The sequence below is a fragment of the Pseudomonas sp. USTB-Z genome, assembly GCF_019691255.1.
Classification (GTDB): Bacteria; Pseudomonadota; Gammaproteobacteria; order Pseudomonadales; family Pseudomonadaceae; genus Aquipseudomonas; species Aquipseudomonas alloputida.
Window position 1 is genome coordinate 19,267 of sequence record NZ_JAECZP010000027.1, and the last position, 18,418, is coordinate 37,684.

Annotated in this window: 20 protein-coding genes; 11 read left to right on the top strand and 9 right to left on the bottom strand. The window is 62.1% G+C overall.

All coding sequences use genetic code 11. The annotated features are described in order from the left end of the window. Window positions 1-6 precede the first annotated feature (6 nt). The 4 genes from coxB to I8746_RS23740 are packed head-to-tail and all read left to right on the top strand — an operon-like array spanning window position 7 to window position 4,247. On the top strand, window positions 7-1,134 hold the full coding sequence (coxB, locus tag I8746_RS23725; RefSeq protein WP_011953140.1) for a cytochrome c oxidase subunit II: 1,128 nt from the start codon (window positions 7-9) through the stop codon (window positions 1,132-1,134). A gap of 43 nt (window positions 1,135-1,177) precedes the next feature. Then, complete coding sequence (ctaD, locus tag I8746_RS23730; protein WP_003253037.1) at window positions 1,178-2,767, top strand: cytochrome c oxidase subunit I; 1,590 nt, start codon at window positions 1,178-1,180, stop codon at window positions 2,765-2,767. A gap of 9 nt (window positions 2,768-2,776) precedes the next feature. Continuing rightward, window positions 2,777-3,343, top strand: a complete 567-nt coding sequence (locus I8746_RS23735) for a cytochrome c oxidase assembly protein (RefSeq protein ID WP_003253035.1) — start codon at window positions 2,777-2,779, stop codon at window positions 3,341-3,343. Window positions 3,344-3,359: 16 nt separating this feature from the next. Then, the gene (locus I8746_RS23740; protein WP_011953141.1) at window positions 3,360-4,247 is read left to right on the top strand and encodes a cytochrome c oxidase subunit 3; all 888 of its coding nucleotides are present in this window, start codon (window positions 3,360-3,362) and stop codon (window positions 4,245-4,247) included. A 27-nt stretch (window positions 4,248-4,274) separates the two neighbouring features. Here I8746_RS23740 and I8746_RS23745 read toward each other — a convergent pair whose 3' ends face one another. Continuing rightward, entirely contained in the window at window positions 4,275-4,478 is a 204-nt protein-coding gene (locus I8746_RS23745; RefSeq protein WP_003253030.1) for a twin transmembrane helix small protein, read from the bottom strand. Between the two features lie 51 nt (window positions 4,479-4,529). Here I8746_RS23745 and I8746_RS23750 point away from each other — a divergent pair, with 51 nt between their 5' ends. Genes I8746_RS23750 through I8746_RS23770 form a run of 5 tightly spaced genes read left to right on the top strand, consistent with a single transcriptional unit; the run spans window position 4,530 to window position 8,413 of the window. Continuing rightward, window positions 4,530-5,267, top strand: a complete 738-nt coding sequence (locus I8746_RS23750; RefSeq protein WP_088512657.1) for an SURF1 family protein — start codon at window positions 4,530-4,532, stop codon at window positions 5,265-5,267. Further along, window positions 5,236-5,817 carry a hypothetical protein gene (locus I8746_RS23755; protein WP_017147855.1) on the top strand — a complete coding sequence of 194 codons (582 nt, stop codon included), beginning with the start codon at window positions 5,236-5,238 and terminating at the stop codon, window positions 5,815-5,817. The genes I8746_RS23750 and I8746_RS23755 overlap by 32 nt, the downstream gene beginning before the upstream one ends. A 9-nt stretch (window positions 5,818-5,826) precedes the next feature. Continuing rightward, the gene (locus tag I8746_RS23760; RefSeq protein ID WP_011953144.1) at window positions 5,827-6,906 is read left to right on the top strand and encodes a heme A synthase; all 1,080 of its coding nucleotides are present in this window, start codon (window positions 5,827-5,829) and stop codon (window positions 6,904-6,906) included. Further along, the gene (gene cyoE / locus I8746_RS23765; protein ID WP_004575259.1) at window positions 6,891-7,784 is read left to right on the top strand and encodes a heme o synthase; all 894 of its coding nucleotides are present in this window, start codon (window positions 6,891-6,893) and stop codon (window positions 7,782-7,784) included. The genes I8746_RS23760 and cyoE overlap by 16 nt, the downstream gene beginning before the upstream one ends. Further along, window positions 7,781-8,413 carry an SCO family protein gene (locus I8746_RS23770; protein ID WP_011953145.1) on the top strand — a complete coding sequence of 211 codons (633 nt, stop codon included), beginning with the start codon at window positions 7,781-7,783 and terminating at the stop codon, window positions 8,411-8,413. Before cyoE ends, I8746_RS23770 begins: the two co-directional genes overlap by 4 nt. Before the next feature lie 129 nt (window positions 8,414-8,542). Here I8746_RS23770 and I8746_RS23775 read toward each other — a convergent pair whose 3' ends face one another. The 3 genes from I8746_RS23775 to I8746_RS23785 all read right to left on the bottom strand — a co-directional run bounded on the left by I8746_RS23775 (window position 8,543) and on the right by I8746_RS23785 (window position 11,056). Then, a complete protein-coding gene (locus I8746_RS23775; protein ID WP_003253017.1) occupies window positions 8,543-9,313 on the bottom strand; it encodes a MetQ/NlpA family ABC transporter substrate-binding protein in 771 nt (256 codons plus the stop codon). 64 nt (window positions 9,314-9,377) lie between these two features. After that, window positions 9,378-10,049, bottom strand: a complete 672-nt coding sequence (locus I8746_RS23780) for a methionine ABC transporter permease (RefSeq protein ID WP_010951513.1) — start codon at window positions 10,047-10,049, stop codon at window positions 9,378-9,380. Continuing rightward, window positions 10,049-11,056 carry a methionine ABC transporter ATP-binding protein gene (locus tag I8746_RS23785; RefSeq protein WP_221101113.1) on the bottom strand — a complete coding sequence of 336 codons (1,008 nt, stop codon included), beginning with the start codon at window positions 11,054-11,056 and terminating at the stop codon, window positions 10,049-10,051. Before I8746_RS23785 ends, I8746_RS23780 begins: the two co-directional genes overlap by 1 nt. A gap of 227 nt (window positions 11,057-11,283) precedes the next feature. On the opposite strand from I8746_RS23785, the gene katE reads away from it, so the two are divergent. Next, entirely contained in the window at window positions 11,284-13,419 is a 2,136-nt protein-coding gene (gene katE, locus I8746_RS23790) for a catalase HPII (RefSeq protein ID WP_011953147.1), read from the top strand. Window positions 13,420-13,479: 60 nt separating this feature from the next. On the opposite strand, the gene I8746_RS23795 is transcribed toward katE, so the two are convergent. The 4 genes from I8746_RS23795 to zur all read right to left on the bottom strand — a co-directional run bounded on the left by I8746_RS23795 (window position 13,480) and on the right by zur (window position 16,344). Then, window positions 13,480-14,187 carry a PA5502 family lipoprotein gene (locus I8746_RS23795; RefSeq protein WP_011953148.1) on the bottom strand — a complete coding sequence of 236 codons (708 nt, stop codon included), beginning with the start codon at window positions 14,185-14,187 and terminating at the stop codon, window positions 13,480-13,482. 126 nt (window positions 14,188-14,313) lie between these two features. Further along, entirely contained in the window at window positions 14,314-15,096 is a 783-nt protein-coding gene (znuB, locus tag I8746_RS23800) for a zinc ABC transporter permease subunit ZnuB (protein ID WP_004575255.1), read from the bottom strand. Further along, entirely contained in the window at window positions 15,089-15,862 is a 774-nt protein-coding gene (gene znuC / locus I8746_RS23805) for a zinc ABC transporter ATP-binding protein ZnuC (protein ID WP_011953149.1), read from the bottom strand. The genes znuB and znuC overlap by 8 nt, the downstream gene beginning before the upstream one ends. Then, on the bottom strand, window positions 15,859-16,344 hold the full coding sequence (gene zur / locus I8746_RS23810; protein ID WP_004575253.1) for a zinc uptake transcriptional repressor Zur: 486 nt from the start codon (window positions 16,342-16,344) through the stop codon (window positions 15,859-15,861). Before zur ends, znuC begins: the two co-directional genes overlap by 4 nt. Window positions 16,345-16,410: 66 nt before the next feature. Between zur and I8746_RS23815 the strand changes: the two genes are divergently transcribed. After that, a complete protein-coding gene (locus tag I8746_RS23815) occupies window positions 16,411-17,319 on the top strand; it encodes a zinc ABC transporter substrate-binding protein (RefSeq protein ID WP_003253000.1) in 909 nt (302 codons plus the stop codon). A gap of 111 nt (window positions 17,320-17,430) precedes the next feature. Here the strand turns inward: I8746_RS23815 and I8746_RS23820 are convergent, their stop codons facing one another. Next, a complete protein-coding gene (locus tag I8746_RS23820) occupies window positions 17,431-18,381 on the bottom strand; it encodes a homoserine kinase (RefSeq protein WP_011953151.1) in 951 nt (316 codons plus the stop codon). Between the last annotated feature and the right edge of the window lie 37 nt (window positions 18,382-18,418).

Below are 18,418 nucleotides of genomic sequence, written 5' to 3' on the forward strand. Positions count from 1 at the left end.
CCCGCAATGATGCGACATCCACATGTCTGGATGGGCCTCCTGTTGTGGTCGGTTTTTGGCCAGGCAAACGCCGCCTGGACCGTGAACATGCACCCAGGGGCGACGGAAGTCTCCAACGCCGTCTTCGACCTGCACATGACCATCTTCTGGATCTGCGTGATCATTGGCATCGTGGTGTTTGGCGCGATGTTCTGGTCAATGGTCATCCACCGCCGCTCCACCGGCCAGCAGGCTGCGCATTTCCACGAGCACACCTGGGTGGAAATCCTCTGGACGGTAGTTCCCTTCCTGATCCTGGTGGCCATGGCCATCCCGGCCACCAAGACGCTGATCGACATCTACGATGCCAGCGATTCGGACATCGACATCCAGGTCACGGGGTACCAGTGGAAATGGCACTACAAGTACCTGGGCCAGGACGTGGAGTTCTTCAGCAACCTGGCCACGCCCACCGACCAGATCCACAACAAGGCGCCCAAGGATGAGCATTACCTGCTGGAAGTCGACCAGCCGCTGGTGCTGCCGGTGGGCGCGAAAGTGCGCTTTCTGGTCACTGCTGCCGACGTGATCCACTCCTGGTGGGTGCCAGCCTTCGCGGTCAAGCGCGACGCCATCCCAGGCTTTGTCAACGAAGCCTGGACCCGGATCGAAAAGCCAGGCATCTACCGCGGCCAGTGCACCGAGCTGTGCGGCAAAGACCACGGCTTCATGCCGGTGGTGGTCGAGGTCAAGTCCAAGGCCGATTACGACACCTGGCTGGGCGAGCGCAAGGCTGAAGCCGCCAAGCTCAAGGAGCTGACCAGCAAGGAATGGACCCTGGAAGAGCTGGTGGCGCGAGGCGACAAGGTCTACCACACCACCTGCGTGGCCTGTCACCAGGCCGAAGGCCAGGGCCTGCCGCCAATGTTCCCGGCGCTCAAAGGCTCGAAGATTGCCACCGGACCGAAGGAAGACCACCTGAGCATTGTCTTCCATGGCAAGCCCGGCACGGCCATGGCCGCTTTCGGCAAGCAGCTGTCGGAAGTCGACATCGCTGCTGTAGTCACCTACGAGCGCAATGCCTGGGGCAACAACAAAGGCGACATGGTGACGCCGAAGGACGTGCTGGCGCTGAAGCAGGCAGAAGCCAAGTGAACCGGGTTACTCGCGGCAATCAATGGATTGCAGGAGACAGGACATGAGTGCAGTGATCGACGACCACGCCCACGGCCACGACCATGCGCACGGCCCGGCCAAGGGCCTGATGCGCTGGGTGCTGACCACCAACCATAAAGACATCGGCACGATGTACCTGTGGTTCAGTTTCATCATGTTCCTGCTCGGTGGCTCGTTTGCCATGGTGATCCGCGCTGAGCTGTTCCAGCCGGGTTTGCAGATCGTGGAGCCGGCGTTCTTCAACCAGATGACCACCATGCATGGCCTGATCATGGTGTTTGGCGCGGTGATGCCGGCCTTCGTCGGCCTGGCCAACTGGATGATTCCGCTGATGATCGGCGCGCCCGACATGGCACTGCCACGGATGAACAACTTCAGCTTCTGGCTGCTGCCGGCGGCCTTCCTGCTGCTGGTATCGACGCTGTTCAGCCCGGGCGGAGGGCCGAACTTTGGCTGGACGTTCTACGCGCCGCTTTCCACCACCTATGCGCCAGCCAGCGTCACCTTCTTCATCTTCGCCATCCACCTGATGGGTATCAGCTCGATCATGGGGGCGATCAACGTGATTGCCACCATCCTCAACCTGCGTGCCCCCGGCATGACGCTGATGAAAATGCCGCTGTTCGTCTGGACCTGGCTGATTACCGCGTTCCTGCTGATTGCGGTGATGCCAGTACTGGCCGGCGTGGTAACCATGATGCTGATGGATATCCACTTCGGTACCAGCTTTTTCAGTGCCGCAGGTGGCGGTGACCCGGTGCTGTTCCAGCATGTGTTCTGGTTCTTCGGTCACCCTGAGGTGTACATCATGATCCTGCCCGCCTTCGGTGCGGTCAGCTCGATCATCCCGGCGTTCTCGCGCAAGCCGCTGTTCGGTTATACCTCGATGGTGTATGCCACCGGCGCCATTGCCTTCCTGTCATTTATCGTCTGGGCCCACCATATGTTCGTGGTCGGCATCCCGGTGGTCGGCGAGTTGTTCTTCATGTACGCCACCATGCTGATTGCCGTGCCCACCGGGGTGAAGGTATTCAACTGGGTCAGCACCATGTGGGAAGGCTCGCTCACCTTCGAAACGCCGATGCTGTTCGCCATCGCCTTTGTCATCCTGTTCACCATTGGTGGCTTTTCCGGGCTGATGCTGGCGATTGCCCCGGCGGACTTCCAGTACCACGACACTTACTTCGTAGTGGCGCATTTCCATTACGTACTGGTGCCTGGTGCAATTTTCGGCATCTTTGCCTCGGCCTACTACTGGCTGCCGAAATGGACCGGCCACATGTATGACGAAACCCTCGGCAAACTGCACTTCTGGCTGTCGTTCATCGGCATGAACATGGCCTTCTTCCCCATGCACTTCGTAGGCTTGGCCGGCATGCCACGGCGCATCCCCGACTACAACCTGCAGTTCGCCGATTTCAACATGGTGTCGTCGATCGGCGCGTTCATGTTCGGCGCCACGCAGATCTTCTTCCTGTTCATTGTCATCAAGTGCATCCGCGGTGGCGCGCCGGCACCGGCCAAACCCTGGGATGGCGCCGAGGGTCTTGAGTGGTCGATACCCTCGCCTGCGCCCTACCACACCTTCCAGACACCCCCGGAAGTGAAATAGGAACCCGCCATGAACGGCCTGTCGGTGAAACGCCTGGTAACGCGCCTGTTGATGCTGACGGTGGTGATGTTCGCCTTCGGCTTCGCGCTGGTGCCGATCTACGACGTCATGTGCAAAGCGTTCGGTATCAACGGCAAGACCGGCGGCCAATACGAAGGTAGCCAGGTCAGTGACCCGACGCGTGCTGTGCGGGTGCAGTTCATGTCGACCAATGCCAGCGACATGGTCTGGGACTTCTACTCCACTGCCGACCAGCTGGAGGTCAACCCGGGGGCGGTGAACCAGATGATCTTCATTGCCCACAACCCGACCGACCGGCCGATGAGTGCGCAGGCAATACCCAGCATTACCCCGGCCGAGGCCGCGGCCTACTTCCACAAGACCGAGTGCTTCTGCTTTACCCAGCAGGTGCTGCAGCCCGGCGAACGCATCGAGATGCCGGTGCGCTTCATCGTCGACCGCGACCTGCCGGCCAGCGTGAAGCACCTGACACTGGCCTACACCTTGTTCGACATCACCGCTCGCCACCCGCCGGTCGCGCACGTTGCGGCGCAGGACGTCCAGGGCGCCCGTTAAGGGAAGGAGAACAGCAATGGCAAGTCATGAGCACTACTACGTTCCGGCGCAGAGCAAATGGCCGATCATCGCCACCATCGGCATGTTCATCACGGTATTCGGCCTGGGCACCTGGTTCAACGATATGAAGGCGGGCCACCCAGATTCGCACGGGCCGCTGATTTTCTTCGTGGGGGCGTTGTTTCTGGCCTACATGCTGTTCGGCTGGTTTGGGGCAGTGGTCAAGGAGAGCCACGCCGGGTTGTACAGCCCGCAGCTGGACCGCTCGTTCCGCTGGGGCATGAGCTGGTTCATCTTCTCCGAAGTGATGTTCTTCCTGGCCTTCTTCGGTGCGCTGTTCTATGTCCGCGTACTGGCGGGGCCGTGGCTGGGAGGCGAAGGGGCCAAAGGTGTTACGCACATGCTGTGGCCAACGTTCGAATTCACCTGGCCGCTGCTGCACACCCCCGATCCCAAGCTGTTCCCGCCGCCCAAGGAAGTGATCGACCCGTGGCATCTGCCGCTGATCAACACCATCCTGCTGGTCAGTTCCAGTGTGACAATCACCATTGCCCACCACGCCTTGCGCCGTGACCACCGCGGGCCGCTGAAATTCTGGATGGCACTGACCATTGTTCTGGGCATCAGCTTTATCGCGCTGCAGGCCTTCGAGTACCACGAGGCCTATACCAAACTGGGGCTGACATTGGGCTCAGGGATCTACGGTGCGACGTTCTTCATGCTTACCGGGTTTCACGGTGCCCACGTGACATTGGGCACGATCATTCTGATTGTGATGTTCGTGCGTATTCTGCGCGGGCATTTCAACCCGGAAAAACACTTCGGCTTCGAGGCAGCCAGTTGGTACTGGCACTTCGTCGATGTGGTGTGGGTGGGGTTGTTCATCTTTGTCTATGTGTTGTGAATACGAAACCCTGTAGGGGGGAGCGCTTCAGAAAGGGGCGTGGGAGACCAGTTGACCGCTGATCAAGCCCCAGGCGACCAGGCCTATGGTCAAGGCTGCCAGGGTGACCCGTACGGTCAGGGCCTTGAGCAGGCGGGTCGAGTTTTCATCATCCTTGACCAGAAACACCAGGCCACTGAACAGACTGGCAATCGTGGCCAACAGCATCAGGACAATCGCGGCCTTGAGCATGGCGTTACTCCGGGGGGATGCGGTGATGTGGATAAGTATAGCGAGGCGCCCGTGAGGCCGTTTCGCCCAGGCTGGGTACCGACGCTGGTGGTGCTTGCACTGCTGCCAGGGTTGATTGCGCTTGGTTGCTGGCAACTCGGCCGTGCCGAGGAAAAGCGCGTGCTGCTGGCCACCTATGCGGAAAGGCGGATTGAAGCGCCGATCGCCACCGCCCAGCTCCTCTCGAAAGAAGACAACGCCTTCCGCCGTGTGCACCTGTATGGCCGCTTCGACGCCGAGCACAGCGTGCTGCTGGACAACCGCATGCGCGACGGCAAAGCCGGTGTCGAGCTGCTGCAGCCCTTCCACGACCAAGCCAGCGGCCTGTGGTTGCTGATCAATCGTGGCTGGCTGCCATGGCTGGACCGCCGGGTGCCGGTGCACTTCGAAACCCCTGCCCAGGCCTTGGCGCTGGATGCCTCTGTGTATGTCGCGCCCGGTAGCACCTTCCAGCTGCACCCGGACCCCATCGGCGGGCAATGGCCGCATCTGTTGACCGCTATCGATGTCGCGCAGCTATGGCAACAGCTTGATCGCGAAGGCTTTGCCCAGGAATTGCGCCTGGAGCCGGGCCCTGCGAGCTATCGCCTGGACTGGCCGGTTGTCGCCATGAGCCCCGAAAAACACGTCGGCTATGCCGTGCAGTGGTTTGCCCTGGCTACCGCTCTGGTTCTGCTCTACCTCTACTTCGGCTGGCACCAAAACAAGGAGAAACGCCATGGCCACCGCCACTCCACTGGACGCGCCTGAACGTAGCAAACCCAGAGCCCGTGGGCGTTTGCAGCTGTTGCTGATCCTGCTGGTGGTGCTTGGGCCGATGGTTCTGGCCACCAGCATGTACAAGCTCAAATTCTGGGTGCCGGAAGGCCGCAGCTACCATGGCGCCATGATTGGCAATGGGGAAAGCCGTGCCGATCTCGGCGTGGCGGGCCAGGACGAGCGCTGGCAGTTGCTGGTCAGCGCGCCCCAGGCCTGCACCGAAGACTGTCAGCGCCTGGTGTACCTGGCTCGGCAGATTCAGGTCGGGCTGGGGCGTGATGCCAGCCGCGCCAGCCATGCGCTGGCCGCCGCCCAGCCGCTGAGTGCCGACTATCAGGCACTGCTCGGCCGCGAGTACCCGCAGTTGCAGCGCTACCCGCTGGATGCGCAACGTTATCAGCAGAAGGTTGTCGAGCCCGGCCCGCAGCTGTGGATCGTCGACCCGCACGGCAACCTGGTGCTGCGCTACGACGGCAAGGTCAACGGCAAGCATGTGCTGGATGACCTGCGCCACCTGCTCAAGCTGTCCAACATCGGCTAGGAGCCTGCCATGGCCAGACCTGGATTTCGCCTTGCTGTGTTCGCCACCCTGCTGGCACTGCTGGTCGTCCTGCTTGGTGCCTATACCCGCCTGACCCACGCCGGCCTCGGTTGCCCCGACTGGCCGGGGTGCTATGGCTTTATCAGCGTGCCCAAGAGTGAAGCGCAGTTGGCCCATGCCGAGCTGCACTTTCCGGAGCACCCGGTGGAAGCCGCCAAGGGCTGGGCGGAGATGGTCCACCGCTACTTTGCCGGTAGCCTGGCCGTGGTGATCGCCCTGCTCGCGTTCCAGGCAATGCGCCGGCATGCACGCGATGGGCAGCCTTATCGCCTGCCGATGCTGCTACTGGGTGTGGTGTTGGCCCAGGCAGCCTTCGGAATGTGGACGGTCACCCTGAAGCTGTGGCCGCAGGTGGTCACGGCGCACTTGCTGGGTGGCTTTACCACGTTGAGCTTGCTGTTCCTGTTGTCTCTGCGTCTGTCCCGGGCTTTTGCGCCCTTGCCGAAACTGCCGCTGAGCCTGCGCCGGATCGCTGCACTGGCGCTGCTGGTGGTAATCGGCCAGATTGCTCTGGGCGGTTGGGTCAGCGCCAACTACGCAGCCGTGGCCTGCATCGACCTGCCGACCTGCCATGGCCAGTGGTGGCCAGCGGCGGATTTCAGCAACGGCTTCCACCTGACCCAGCATGTCGGCCCCAATTACCTTGGCGGGCAGTTGGACAGTGATGCGCGCACGGCCATCCACATCAGCCACAGGTTGGGCGCGCTGCTGGTGACCTGTGTGCTGTTGATGCTCAGCTGGAAGCTGCACCGCTGTGGTCTCCCCGGCCTGGCGCGGCTGGTGCTGCTGGCGCTGGCCTTGCAAGTGGGCCTGGGCATCAGCAACGTGGTGTTCCACCTGCCGCTGGCGGTGGCTGTTGCGCACAATGCCGGCGGGGCGATGCTGCTGCTGAGCATGGTGCTGGTGAACTACCGCATTCGAGTGGTCGACAAGGTTCGTATGGGTGTCGGCCATGGTTGGCGTCTGCGGCCGGTGGTCGGGGTGGGCATTTCCCATCACATGAGGAACGACTCGTGGCGACGCTTCTAAGCGTACGACGGGCCCGCTGGCGCGATTACCTTGAGCTGACCAAGCCCAAGGTGGTGGTGCTGATGCTGATCACCTCGCTGGCGGGCATGTTCCTGGCCACCCGGGCGGGCGTCAGCTGGAGCGTGCTGTTGTTCGGCAACCTGGGCATCGGCCTGTGCGCGGGTGGCGCAGCGGTGGTCAATCATGTGGTGGATCGGCGCATCGATGCGCTGATGGCACGCACCCACAAACGGCCTTTGGCCCAAGGCCGAGTCGAGCCCCTGCCGGCGCTGTTGTTCGCCTTGGCCCTGGCGCTGCTGGGCATGGTCCTGCTGCTGGTATTCACCAACGCCCTCACCGCCTGGCTGACCCTGGCCTCATTACTCGGTTATGCGGTGCTCTACACCGGCTTTCTCAAGCGCGCCACGCCACAGAACATCGTCATCGGTGGCCTGGCCGGTGCCGCTCCGCCGTTGCTCGGCTGGGTGGCGGTAAGCGGCCATGTCAGCGCCGAACCCTTGCTGCTTGTGCTGATCATTTTCGCCTGGACCCCGCCGCATTTCTGGGCGCTGGCCATCCACCGCAAGGAGGAATACGCCAAGGCCGATATCCCGATGTTGCCGGTGACCCACGGCGAGCGCTACACCAAACTGCATATCCTGCTGTACACCCTGATCCTGCTGGCGGTGAGCCTGCTCCCGTATGCCATCCACATGAGTGGCCCGCTGTACCTGGCCTGTGCCCTGGGCTTGGGCCTGCGCTTCCTGCATTGGGCCTGGGTGTTGTACCGTAGCAGCCGGCCGCACGCGGCGATCGGCACCTTCAAGTACTCTATCGGCTACCTGTTCGCGCTGTTCATCGCGTTGCTCCTTGACCACTACCTGTTGCTGAGCCTATGACCCGAACCCAGAAAACCGTCTTCATCCTCGTTGCCCTGGTCGCGTTGATCCTGGGCCTGACCGTCAACAAGGTGCTTAATGGTCGTGACCAGCCCAACCCTGCCGAGCTGATTGATGCGGGCATCATCCTGCTGCCGCAGAGCCGCGCCGTGGCTGATGTCACCATGACCAATCAGGACGGCCAGCCGGTGCAGATGGATGACCTCAAGGGCAAATGGTCGCTGCTGTTCTTTGGCTACACCTACTGCCCGGACATCTGCCCGACCACCCTGGCCCAGTTGCGCCAGGTGAAGAGCGAGCTGCCCAAGGATACCGTCGACCGGCTGCAGGTGGTGTTGGTGAGTGTGGACCCTAACCGCGATACGCCGAACCAGCTGAAGCAGTATCTGGGCTATTTCGACAAGGACTTTGTCGGCGTGGCGGGGTCGATCGAGGATACCCAGAAGCTGGCCAATGCCTTGAGCATTCCGTTCATTCCGGCGGATACCAGCAAGCCGGGGTATACCGTGGATCACAGCGGTAACCTGGCGATTGTCGGGCCGGATGGGCGACAGCGTGGGTTCATTCGGGCGCCGTTCAACAACCAGAAGCTGGGGGCGCAGTTGCCGGGGCTGGTCAAGCGGGATTGAGAGTGCTGGGCCTCCTGCGCAGGCCTTTCGCGACACAAGGCCGCTCTCACATGGATCGGCGTACGCCTTACTTTGTGGGAGCGGCCTTGCGTCGCGAAAGGGCCGCAAAGCGGCCCCGGGGATGTTGGCTCAGAACGCCGGAACCACAGCGCCTTTGTACTTCTCGATGATGAACTGCTTCACCTCAGGCGAGTGCAGTGCAGCCGCCAGTTTCTTCATGTCGTCCGAGTCCTTGTTGTCCGGGCGGGCAACCAGAATGTTCACGTAAGGCGAGTCGCTGCCCTCGATGGCCAGCGCGTCTTTTTCCGGGTTCAGCTTGGCTTCCAGCGCGTAGTTGGTGTTGATCAGGGCGGCATCTACCTGGGTCAGCACACGCGGGATGGTGGCGGCTTCCAGCTCGCGGAACTTCACGTTTTTCGGGTTCTCGGCAACATCCTTCACGGTCGACAGGATGTTCTTGTTGTCCTTGAGCTTGATCACGCCAGCCTTGTCCAGCAGCAGCAAGGCGCGGCCGCCGTTGGTGGCGTCGTTGGGGATGACCACGGTGGCGCCGGAGGACAGCTCGTCCAGTTTCTTGATCTTGGACGAATACACGCCCAGTGGCTCGATGTGCACGCCTGCCACGCTCACCAGCTGGGTACCCTTGGCCTTGTTGAACTCATCCAGGTAAGGCTGGTGCTGGAAGAAGTTGGCGTCCAGGCGCTTTTCGGCCACCTGCACGTTCGGCTGGATGTAGTCGGTGAATTCCTTGACCTTCAGCTCTACGCCTTCTTTGGCCAGTTGTGGTTTGACGAAGTTGAGGATCTCGGCGTGCGGCACCGGGGTGGCGGCGACGGTAAGGGTATCGGCCTGGGCCGAGAAGGCCGCGACAGCGGCAGCGACAGCAAGCAGCTTCTTCATTGATCACTCCTTGTGAGGGCCGCGACGGCCCCCGAACGGGTCGGCCAGGCCGACCCCATTGGGGTTACTTACGGGAAAAATGCACGACCAGTTTGTCGCCCACGCTCTGCAGGACTTGAACCAGTACCAGCAGCAGTACCACGGTCACTACCATCACATCGGTCTGGAAACGCTGGTAACCGAAGCGGATAGCCAGGTCACCAAGGCCACCGGCACCCACCACACCGGCCATGGCAGTGTAAGAAACCAGGGTGATGGCGGTTACCGTTATGGCCGCGAAGATGCCCGGACGGGCTTCCGGCAGCAGCGCACTGGTGATGATCTGGCGAGTGGTGGCGCCCATCGACTGGGTGGCTTCGATGATGCCGCGGTCCACTTCACGCAAGGCGGTTTCAACCAGGCGCGCAAAGAACGGCGTGGCACCCACCACCAGCGGCGGGATGGCGCCTGCAACGCCCAGGGAGGTACCGGTGATCAGCACGGTGAACGGGATCATCACGATCAGCAAGATGATGAATGGCAGCGAGCGCAGGATGTTGACCACCAGCGACAGCAGCGCATAGACGCCCTTCTGTTCGAACATCTGCTTTGGCCCGCAGAGGAACAGCAGCACGCCCAGTGGCAGGCCCAGCAGCACGGTGAAGAACAGCGAGCCGAACAGCATGATCATGGTATCGACGGTGGCCAGCCAGATTTCGGCCCAGTCGACGTTGGCAAAGAAATTCAGGGCGTCCATCAACGCAGTACCTCCATATGTACGTCAGCTGCCTTGAAGCGGGCGAACGCCGCTTCCATGTCTCCGCCGATCAGGGCGAGAGTGAGCTGGCCATAGGGGACATCCTTGATGCGGTCGATACGCCCGGCGAGGATACTGTAGTCCACACCGGTTTCGCGGGCCACGGTGCCCAGCAGCGGCGCGTAGGTGGCGTCGCCCTGGAAGGTCAGGCGTACGATGCGGCCTGGCACGTGGGCAAAGTCGTCGCGCTGCTCGCCTTCGTCGACCTGCTCGTCTTCCTGGACGAAGCGCTTGGTGGTGGGGTGCTGCGGGTGCAGAAACACCTCGGCCACCGAGCCTTGCTCGACGATCTGACCGGCGTCCATCACGGCCACGCGGTCGCAGACACGGCGGATCACGTCCATCTCGTGGGTAATCAGCACGATGGTCAGCTTCAGTTCACGGTTGATCTCGGCCAGCAGTTGCAGGACCGAGGCCGTGGTTTGCGGGTCGAGGGCACTGGTGGCCTCGTCGCATAGCAGAATCTTTGGGTTGGTGGACAGGGCGCGGGCGATGCCGACGCGCTGCTTCTGGCCGCCGGACAGCTGCGCCGGGTACTTTTTGGCGTGGTCCGACAGGCCAACGTGAGCCAGTAGTTCGGTGACGCGCTTGTCGATTTCGCTGCGCGACAGCTCACCGGCCAGGGTCAGTGGCAGGGCGACGTTGTCGGCGACGGTCTTGGAAGCCAGCAGGTTGAAGTGCTGGAAAATCATCCCGACCTGCTGGCGGAAGCCGCGCAACTGGCTGGCGTTGAACGCGGTGACGTCTTCGCCGTCGACGATGATCGTGCCGCCGGAGGGCTCCTCCAGGCGGTTGATCAGGCGCAGCATGGTGCTTTTGCCAGCGCCGGAATGGCCGATCAGGCCGAACACCTGGCCATCTTCGATGGTCAGGCTGGTCGGATTCAGTGCGGGGATTTCCCTACCGGCAACGCGGTAGGTTTTATGTACCTGTTGGAACTCGATCACGTAGCGAACCTTGTGGGGCGCATTGAAATTTGGGTCAGCGGTTAGCTGGGGTCGCGCATTTTAGCCTTTTCCTATAGCTGTTCTTAGCATTTATTTCGTCATGCACCAATCCATCGGGCATATCGCGACAACCGGTAATCCTGATTGAACGCTCGGCAACGCCCTCCAGTCACTACTTGGACAAGCCCTGAACGGGCACGCCTTAAGACTGATGAGGAGAGCCGATCATGCCCAGCAAGAAAACGGATGCGCCCAAGCACAGCGAGGCCGCCGGTACCCAGACCCCTGACAGGGCCAACACCAATGCCAAGCTGCAGAGCCTGGAGGCCGACCGTAGCGATGCGACCGGGCATGCGCTGCGAACCAACCAAGGCGTGCGCATTGCTGACAACCAGAACTCCCTCAAGGCGGGTGATCGCGGGCCTTCGCTGCTTGAAGACTTCATCATGCGCGAGAAAATCACCCACTTCGACCATGAGCGTATCCCCGAACGCATCGTGCACGCACGCGGTACCGGGGCACACGGGTTTTTCCAGAGCTATGGCAACCACGCCGAGCTGACCAAGGCCGGCTTCCTGCAAGATCCGGAAAAGATCACCCCGGTTTTTGTCCGCTTTTCGACGGTTCAGGGCCCACGCGGTTCTGGCGACACGGTTCGAGATGTACGGGGCTTTGCCGTCAAGTTCTATACAGATGAAGGCAATTTCGACTTGGTCGGTAACAATATGCCGGTGTTTTTCATCCAGGATGCCATCAAGTTCCCCGATTTTGTCCACGCGGTGAAGCCAGAGCCACACAACGAGATACCGACCGGCGGTTCGGCTCACGACACCTTTTGGGATTTCGTCTCGCTGGTGCCGGAGTCGGCCCATATGGTCATGTGGGCCATGTCTGACCGCGCCATCCCGCGCAGCCTTCGAATGATGGAAGGCTTTGGCGTGCATACCTTCCGCCTGATCAATGCCGAGGGCGTGGCCAGCTTCGTAAAGTTTCATTGGAAACCACGCCAGGGCGTGCATTCCCTGCTGTGGGACGAAGCCCAGAAGCTGGCGGGCAAGGACACCGACTTCCAGCGCCGTGACCTATGGGAAGCCATCGAAACCGGTGACTACCCGGAATGGGAACTGGGCGTGCAGATTGTGCCTGAGGCTGACGAACACAAATTCGACTTCGACCTGTTGGACCCGACCAAGATCATCCCGGAGGAACTGGTACCCGTCACGCCGCTGGGCAAGATGGTGCTCAACCGCAACCCGGACAATTTCTTTGCCGAGGTCGAACAGGTGGCGTTCTGCCCAGGCCATATCGTGCCAGGTATCGACTTTACCAACGACCCGCTGCTGCAGGGCCGGCTGTTCTCGTACACCGATACCCAGATCAGCCGCCTGGGTGGGCCGAACTTCCACCAGATCCCGATCAACCGGCCGGTAGCGCCGAACCACAACAACCAGCGTGATGCCCTGCACCAGCACGTCGTGCACAAGGGCCGGGCTTCCTACGAGCCCAACTCGATTGATGGCGGCTGGCCGAAGGAAACCCCGCCTGCGGCGCAGGACGGCGGCTTCGAGAGCTATCAGGAGCGTATCGATGCGCACAAGATTCGCCAGCGCAGTGAGTCGTTCGGCGATCACTTCTCGCAGGCTCGGCTGTTCTTCCAGAGCATGAGCCCGACCGAGCAACAGCACATCATCAAGGCTTACAGCTTCGAGTTGGGCAAAGTGGAGCGTGAACATATCCGCGCCCGGGAAGTGAATGAAATTCTCGCCAACATCGACCTGAAGTTGGCGGCGGCGGTTGCGGCCAACCTGGGCCTTCCTGCGCCGAAAGCGGGTACGGTGAAGGTGAAGGGTAGCCAGCTGGCGCAATCGCCTGCGTTGAGCCAGATGAACCACCCAGGTTCGGTGGGTATCAAGGGGCGCAAGATTGCTGTGCTGGTGGCAGATGGCGTGGACGCTGCCAGCGTGGACAAACTGGTCAAGGCCCTGGAAGCGCACAGTGCCCGGCCGATGCTGCTGGGGCCGACCTCGGCGCCGGTGAAGGCGGCGGATGGCAAACAACTGCCGGTAGCGGCGTCGATGGAGGGGATGCCTTCGATCATGTTCGACGGGATTGTCGTGCCTGCGGGCAAGGCCTCTACGGATGCGCTGGCGGCTAGCGGATTGGCCAAGCACTTCGTGCTGGAGGGCTACAAGCACCTGAAGGCGCTGGTGCTGACCAAGGAATTGGCGAAAGCGTTGGGGCTCAAGGAGGACAAGGGGCTGTTGCTCGGGGATGAGCAGAAGGCAGTGGATGCCTTTGTCAAAGCGGTTGAAGGCCACCGAGTGTGGGAGCGGGAGGCGGCAGCTGAAGCTGTTCCTGCCTGATAAGGCCTTTTTGCGGGTAAACCCGCTCCTGATGTAGGAGCGGGTTTACCCGCGAAGCGTTTACTGCTGATGCGGGACCAGCACCACCTGTGCCGGCAGCGAGCGCTGGATCTGATGCTTCTGCTTCAGCTCGAACCCACTGTCAATCTTGCGCACGCGCTTTTCCAGCAAGGTCTTCAGCCAAGGTGCATCCTCGGTGCGCGGTACCTGGAATACCACTTCGCACTGGTAACTCACCACATCGGCGGCAATGTCGTCCAGTTGGCGGCGCAGCGCGCGGCTGTCAGTGGTCTTCAAGGCCACCACGGTACTGGGCGCTGTCGGGTCGATGATGCGTGCCTTGGGCTTGGCTTCGGCGGCTTTCAGCGCAGCTTCAGCCTTTTCCAGTTCGGCCTTGCGGGCCTGGGTCACGGCATCCCCGCCGGTCACCGCTGGCGCCTGCGGCATCAGTGCCCGGGCACGGGCCAGCGCGGTAGCTGCCGCGTTTACATCGCCCTTCTGCAGAACGATCTGGCTACGTTGCAGGTAAGCTTCGGCCAGTTGGCGCTGGTATTGCTCCAGGCGTGCATCATCCGGCGACTGGGCCTGCAGTGCAGCAAGCTGGTCTTCGGCGGTAGCCAGCTCATTGCTGGCGATGTTCTGTTGCAACTGCTGCCAGGCATCTGCTTGAGCAGGTGCGGTGGCCTGTTCGACCGGCGCATTGGAACAGGCAGCCAGGATCAGGGAAAACGCGGCAACAAGCAGATAACGGGAGGCGAACGGCTTCATTCCTGCGACTCTCTATTTGCGCAAAAAGCGAGCAAGTCTACACCCAGGTGCGCACGCTCGAAAATAGGCCTTACAGACCCTTTACGGGCCGAAGGTTGCAAGGCGTGCCTGCACACGCCTTGCTTTTCAGCGTTTTGGCAGAGCCAGGCTCAGCAAGAATAGCACCGCGGCGCAGACCACGATCGAGGGCCCGGCGGGGGTGTCCTTGAACCAGGACATGGCCAGGCCGCCGCACACTGCGGTGACACCCAGCAGGCTGGCACCCAGGGCCATCTGCTCTGGTGAGCGGGCGTGGCGCTGTGCCGCAGCGGCAGGAATGATCAGCAGTGAGGTAATCAGCAACACGCCAACGATTTTCATGGCAACCGCAATTACCACCGCGATCAGCAGCATCAGCGCCATGCGCAAGCCGGCCACGGGCAGGCCTTCAACCATGGCCAGTTCTTCGTGCACGGTAACCGCCAGCAGCGGCCGCCACAGCACAGCGAGCAGCAGCAGGACCAGTGCACTGCCGCCGAGGATCCAGGCCAGGTCGGTGGTGCTGATGGCCAGCAGATCGCCGAACAGGTAAGCCATTAGGTCAATGCGCACATCGTGCATGAAGCTCAGCACCACCAGGCCCAGCGACAAGGTGCTGGGGGCCAGGATACCCAGGAGGGTGTCGGAGGCCAGCGGCTGGCGTTGCTGCAATGTCACCAGCAGAATCGCCAGCAACAGGCAGCCCACGGTTACCGCCAGCGCCGGGCTGACATCCAGGGCAAAGCCCAGGGCCACACCGAGCAGCGCGGCGTGAGACAGGGTGTCGCCAAAATAGGCCATGCGCCGCCATACCACGAAGGAGCCCAGTGGGCCTGCAACCAGTGCCAGGGACAAGCCGGCAAGCAAGGCGTAGAGAAGAAAATCAGCCATGCTTGCAGTGCTCTCCGTGAACATGGGTGCCAGGGGCGACCACCGAGCCATGCAGGTCGTGGCTGTGGTCGTGATGGTGGTGGTAGATGGCCAGGCTCGGTGCGGTCTTGCCGAACAGCTCGACGAACGCCGGATCACCGCTGACTTGCTCAGGGTGACCCGAGCAGCACACGTGGCGGTTCAGGCACACCACCTGGTCGGTAGCGCTCATGACCAGGTGCAGGTCGTGGGACACCATCAGTACGCCGCAGCCGTGGCGGTCGCGCAGGCGGGTGATGAGGTTGTAAAGCTCGGTCTGGCCGACCACGTCCACACCTTGTACCGGTTCGTCGAGCACCAGCAACTGGGGTTCGCGCAGCAAGGCGCGGGCCAGCAGCACGCGTTGCATTTCGCCGCCGGAAATAGTCTGGATCGGGCTGTCGATGACCTGCTCGGCGCCCACTTCCTGCAGCGCCGACAAGGCTGCCACGCGGTCTACGCCGGGCACCAGGCGCAAGAAGCGCAGCACCGACAGCGGCAGCGTGGCATCAACCTGAATTTTCTGCGGCATGTAGCCAATGCGCAGCTTGGGTTTGCGCCATACCTTGCCGCGATGTGGCTTGAGCAGGCCAAGTACGGCCCGCACCAAGGTCGTCTTACCCGCCCCGTTGGGGCCAATCAGGGTGACGATCTGGCCTGGGGCGACCGACAGGTCGATGCTGTCGAGCACCGCCTCACCGCCAAAGGTGACGCCGACCTGCTCCAGGCGAATCAGGGCGTCGCTCATGCCGCGCTCCGGCAGTTACCGCACAGGCCGACCACTTCCACGGTCTGGGTCTCGACCGTGAAACTCACGCCTTTGGCGCTGTTGATGATGGCCTCGCTGATGCTGCTCTGCTCGAGCTCGATGGCCACATGGCAGGCCCGACAGATCAGGAACTGGCCTTGGTGCACGTGCTCGGGGTGGCTGCAGCCGATGAAGGCGTTGAGCGATGCGATGCGATGTACCAGGCCGTTTTCCAGCAGGAAGTCCAGCGCACGGTACACCGTGGGCGGCGCGGCGCGGCGGCCGTCCTGCTCACTGAGCACAGCGAGGATGTCGTAGGCGCCCAGTGGCTTGTGGCTCTGCCACACCAGCTCCAGCACACGGCGGCGCAGGGCTGTCAGGCGCAGGCCCTGGCGGGTGCACAAGGCGTCGGCTTCAGCCAGTGCGCTGTGTACGCAATGGGAGTGGTCGTGAGGACGGTTGGCCAGCGGTGTGATGGACATGGGCAGCGACGGTTCTGGACAGAGACGTTATTATGTTACCTGTTTCTGAAGATTCGAGTATCCACCGTGTCCCGATTCCTGGCTCTGTTTGTCGCTTTCATCGCATTATCCGCGCAGGCCGACGTGCGTGTGCTCACCAGTATCAAGCCACTGCAGCAGATTGCCGCTGCCGTGCAGGAGGGTGTTGGCAGCCCTGACGTGCTGCTGCCGCCCGGCGCTTCACCCCACCACTATGCGCTGCGCCCCTCGGACGTGCGGCGGGTAGGCGATGCCGACCTGCTTTACTGGATCGGCCCTGACATGGAGAATTTCCTTCCGCGTGTGCTGGGAAGCCGCAGCAAGGCCACAGTGGCTGTGCAGTCGCTGCCGGGCATGAAGCTGCGCCACTTTGGCGAGGACAGCCATTCCCATGAGGAAGCAGACCATGACGATCATGACCACGATCACCGCCCAGGCAGCCTGGATGCGCATTTGTGGCTATCGTCGGTCAATGCGCGAGTAATCGCGGCAAAAATGGCAGCTGACCTGGCCCAGGTCGACCCGGCCAATGCGGCTCGCTATCAGAGCAACCTGAAGGCCTTCGATGAACGCCTGGATGCGTTGGATGGGCGTATCAAGGCGCGCGTGGCCGGTATTGCCGGCAAGCCGTACTTCGTCTTCCACGAAGCTTTCGACTATTTTGAAGCTGAATATGGCTTGAAGCACGCGGGCGTGTTCAGCGTGGCATCCGAGGTGCAGCCTGGGGCGCAGCATGTGGCGGCCATGCGCAAGCGTCTTCAGGAAGTGGGCAAGACCTGCGTGTTCAGCGAGCCGCCACTGCGGCCGCGATTGGCCGAGACCCTGACTGCCGGGTTGCCGGTACGCCTTGCCGAGCTGGATGCCTTGGGTGGCACCGATCCGGTGGATGGCAAAGGGTATGAGCGCTTGCTGGAGAAGTTGGGCGGTGACCTGGCAGGCTGCCTGGAACAGCTGTAAGCCTGTACCGGCCCCTTCGCGGGTGAATCCGTGCCCACAGGTACTGCGCAGGCCTCAAGGCCGTCGCTATCCCTGTGGGAGCGGGTTCACCCGCGAAGAAGCAGACGCGGTCTACAGCGCGAACGGCAGGTGCAAAGCCACCTGCTGGCGCTGCGCCAGACGTACTTCAAACTCGCTCGGATCGTGGATCATCACATCCATCCCGGCAAACGATTCGGCGGCAATCAGGCGCGACAGCCAGAAACGCACGCAGCCTACCCTCAACATTTCCGGCCACAGCTCGGCTTCGGCTGCAGTGAACGGCCGTAGCGCCGCATAGGCTGCCAGCAGCGCCTGGGCGCGTGGTACATCCACCGCTCCCTGCTCATCCAGGCACCAGTCGTTCACGGTGATGGCAATGTCATACAGCATCGGCCCGGAGCAGGCATTGTAGAAGTCGATCACACCGGTCAGGTGGGTGCCTTCGAACATCACGTTGTCGCGGAACAGGTCGGCATGCAGGTTGGCCCGCGGCAAGGCCAGGATCTGCGCCTTATGTGCGCTGATTTCGTCCAGCGCCGGCTGCAGCAATGCGGCTTGCTCCGCAGTCAGGCGTGGCAGTAGCTCGACACCCGAGGCCAGCATCCAGTCCAGGCCGCGGTCGGTGCGGCGCTCGATGATGTGCTCTCGGGTGGCCAGGTGAATGTGTGCCAGTAGCTCGCCGACCTGGGCGCAGTGCTGGTTGTTGGGTGCCTTGATGTGTTTGCCCGACAGCCTGGGCTGCAGCAATGCCGGCTTGCCGCACAGCTCGCGCAGGCCGTTGCCGTCGCGATCACGAATGGCATAGGGCACCGGCATGTCGGCACCGTGCAGGGTATCGAGCAGCTCGATGAAGAACGGCATGTCCTCGCTGGGCCCACGCTCGATCAGCGTCAGGACGAACTCCCCCTGTTCGAGGCTGACGAAGAAATTGCTGTTCTCGGTACCGGCGGCAATGCCCTGGAAGTCGAGCAGACGGCCCAGCTCGTACGGCGCCAGAAAGGTTTCCAGCTCAGGCCGGGTCACGGGGGTGAAGACTGACATGATGAAAAATTGCCCATACGGGCACTTCCGCCGGGAA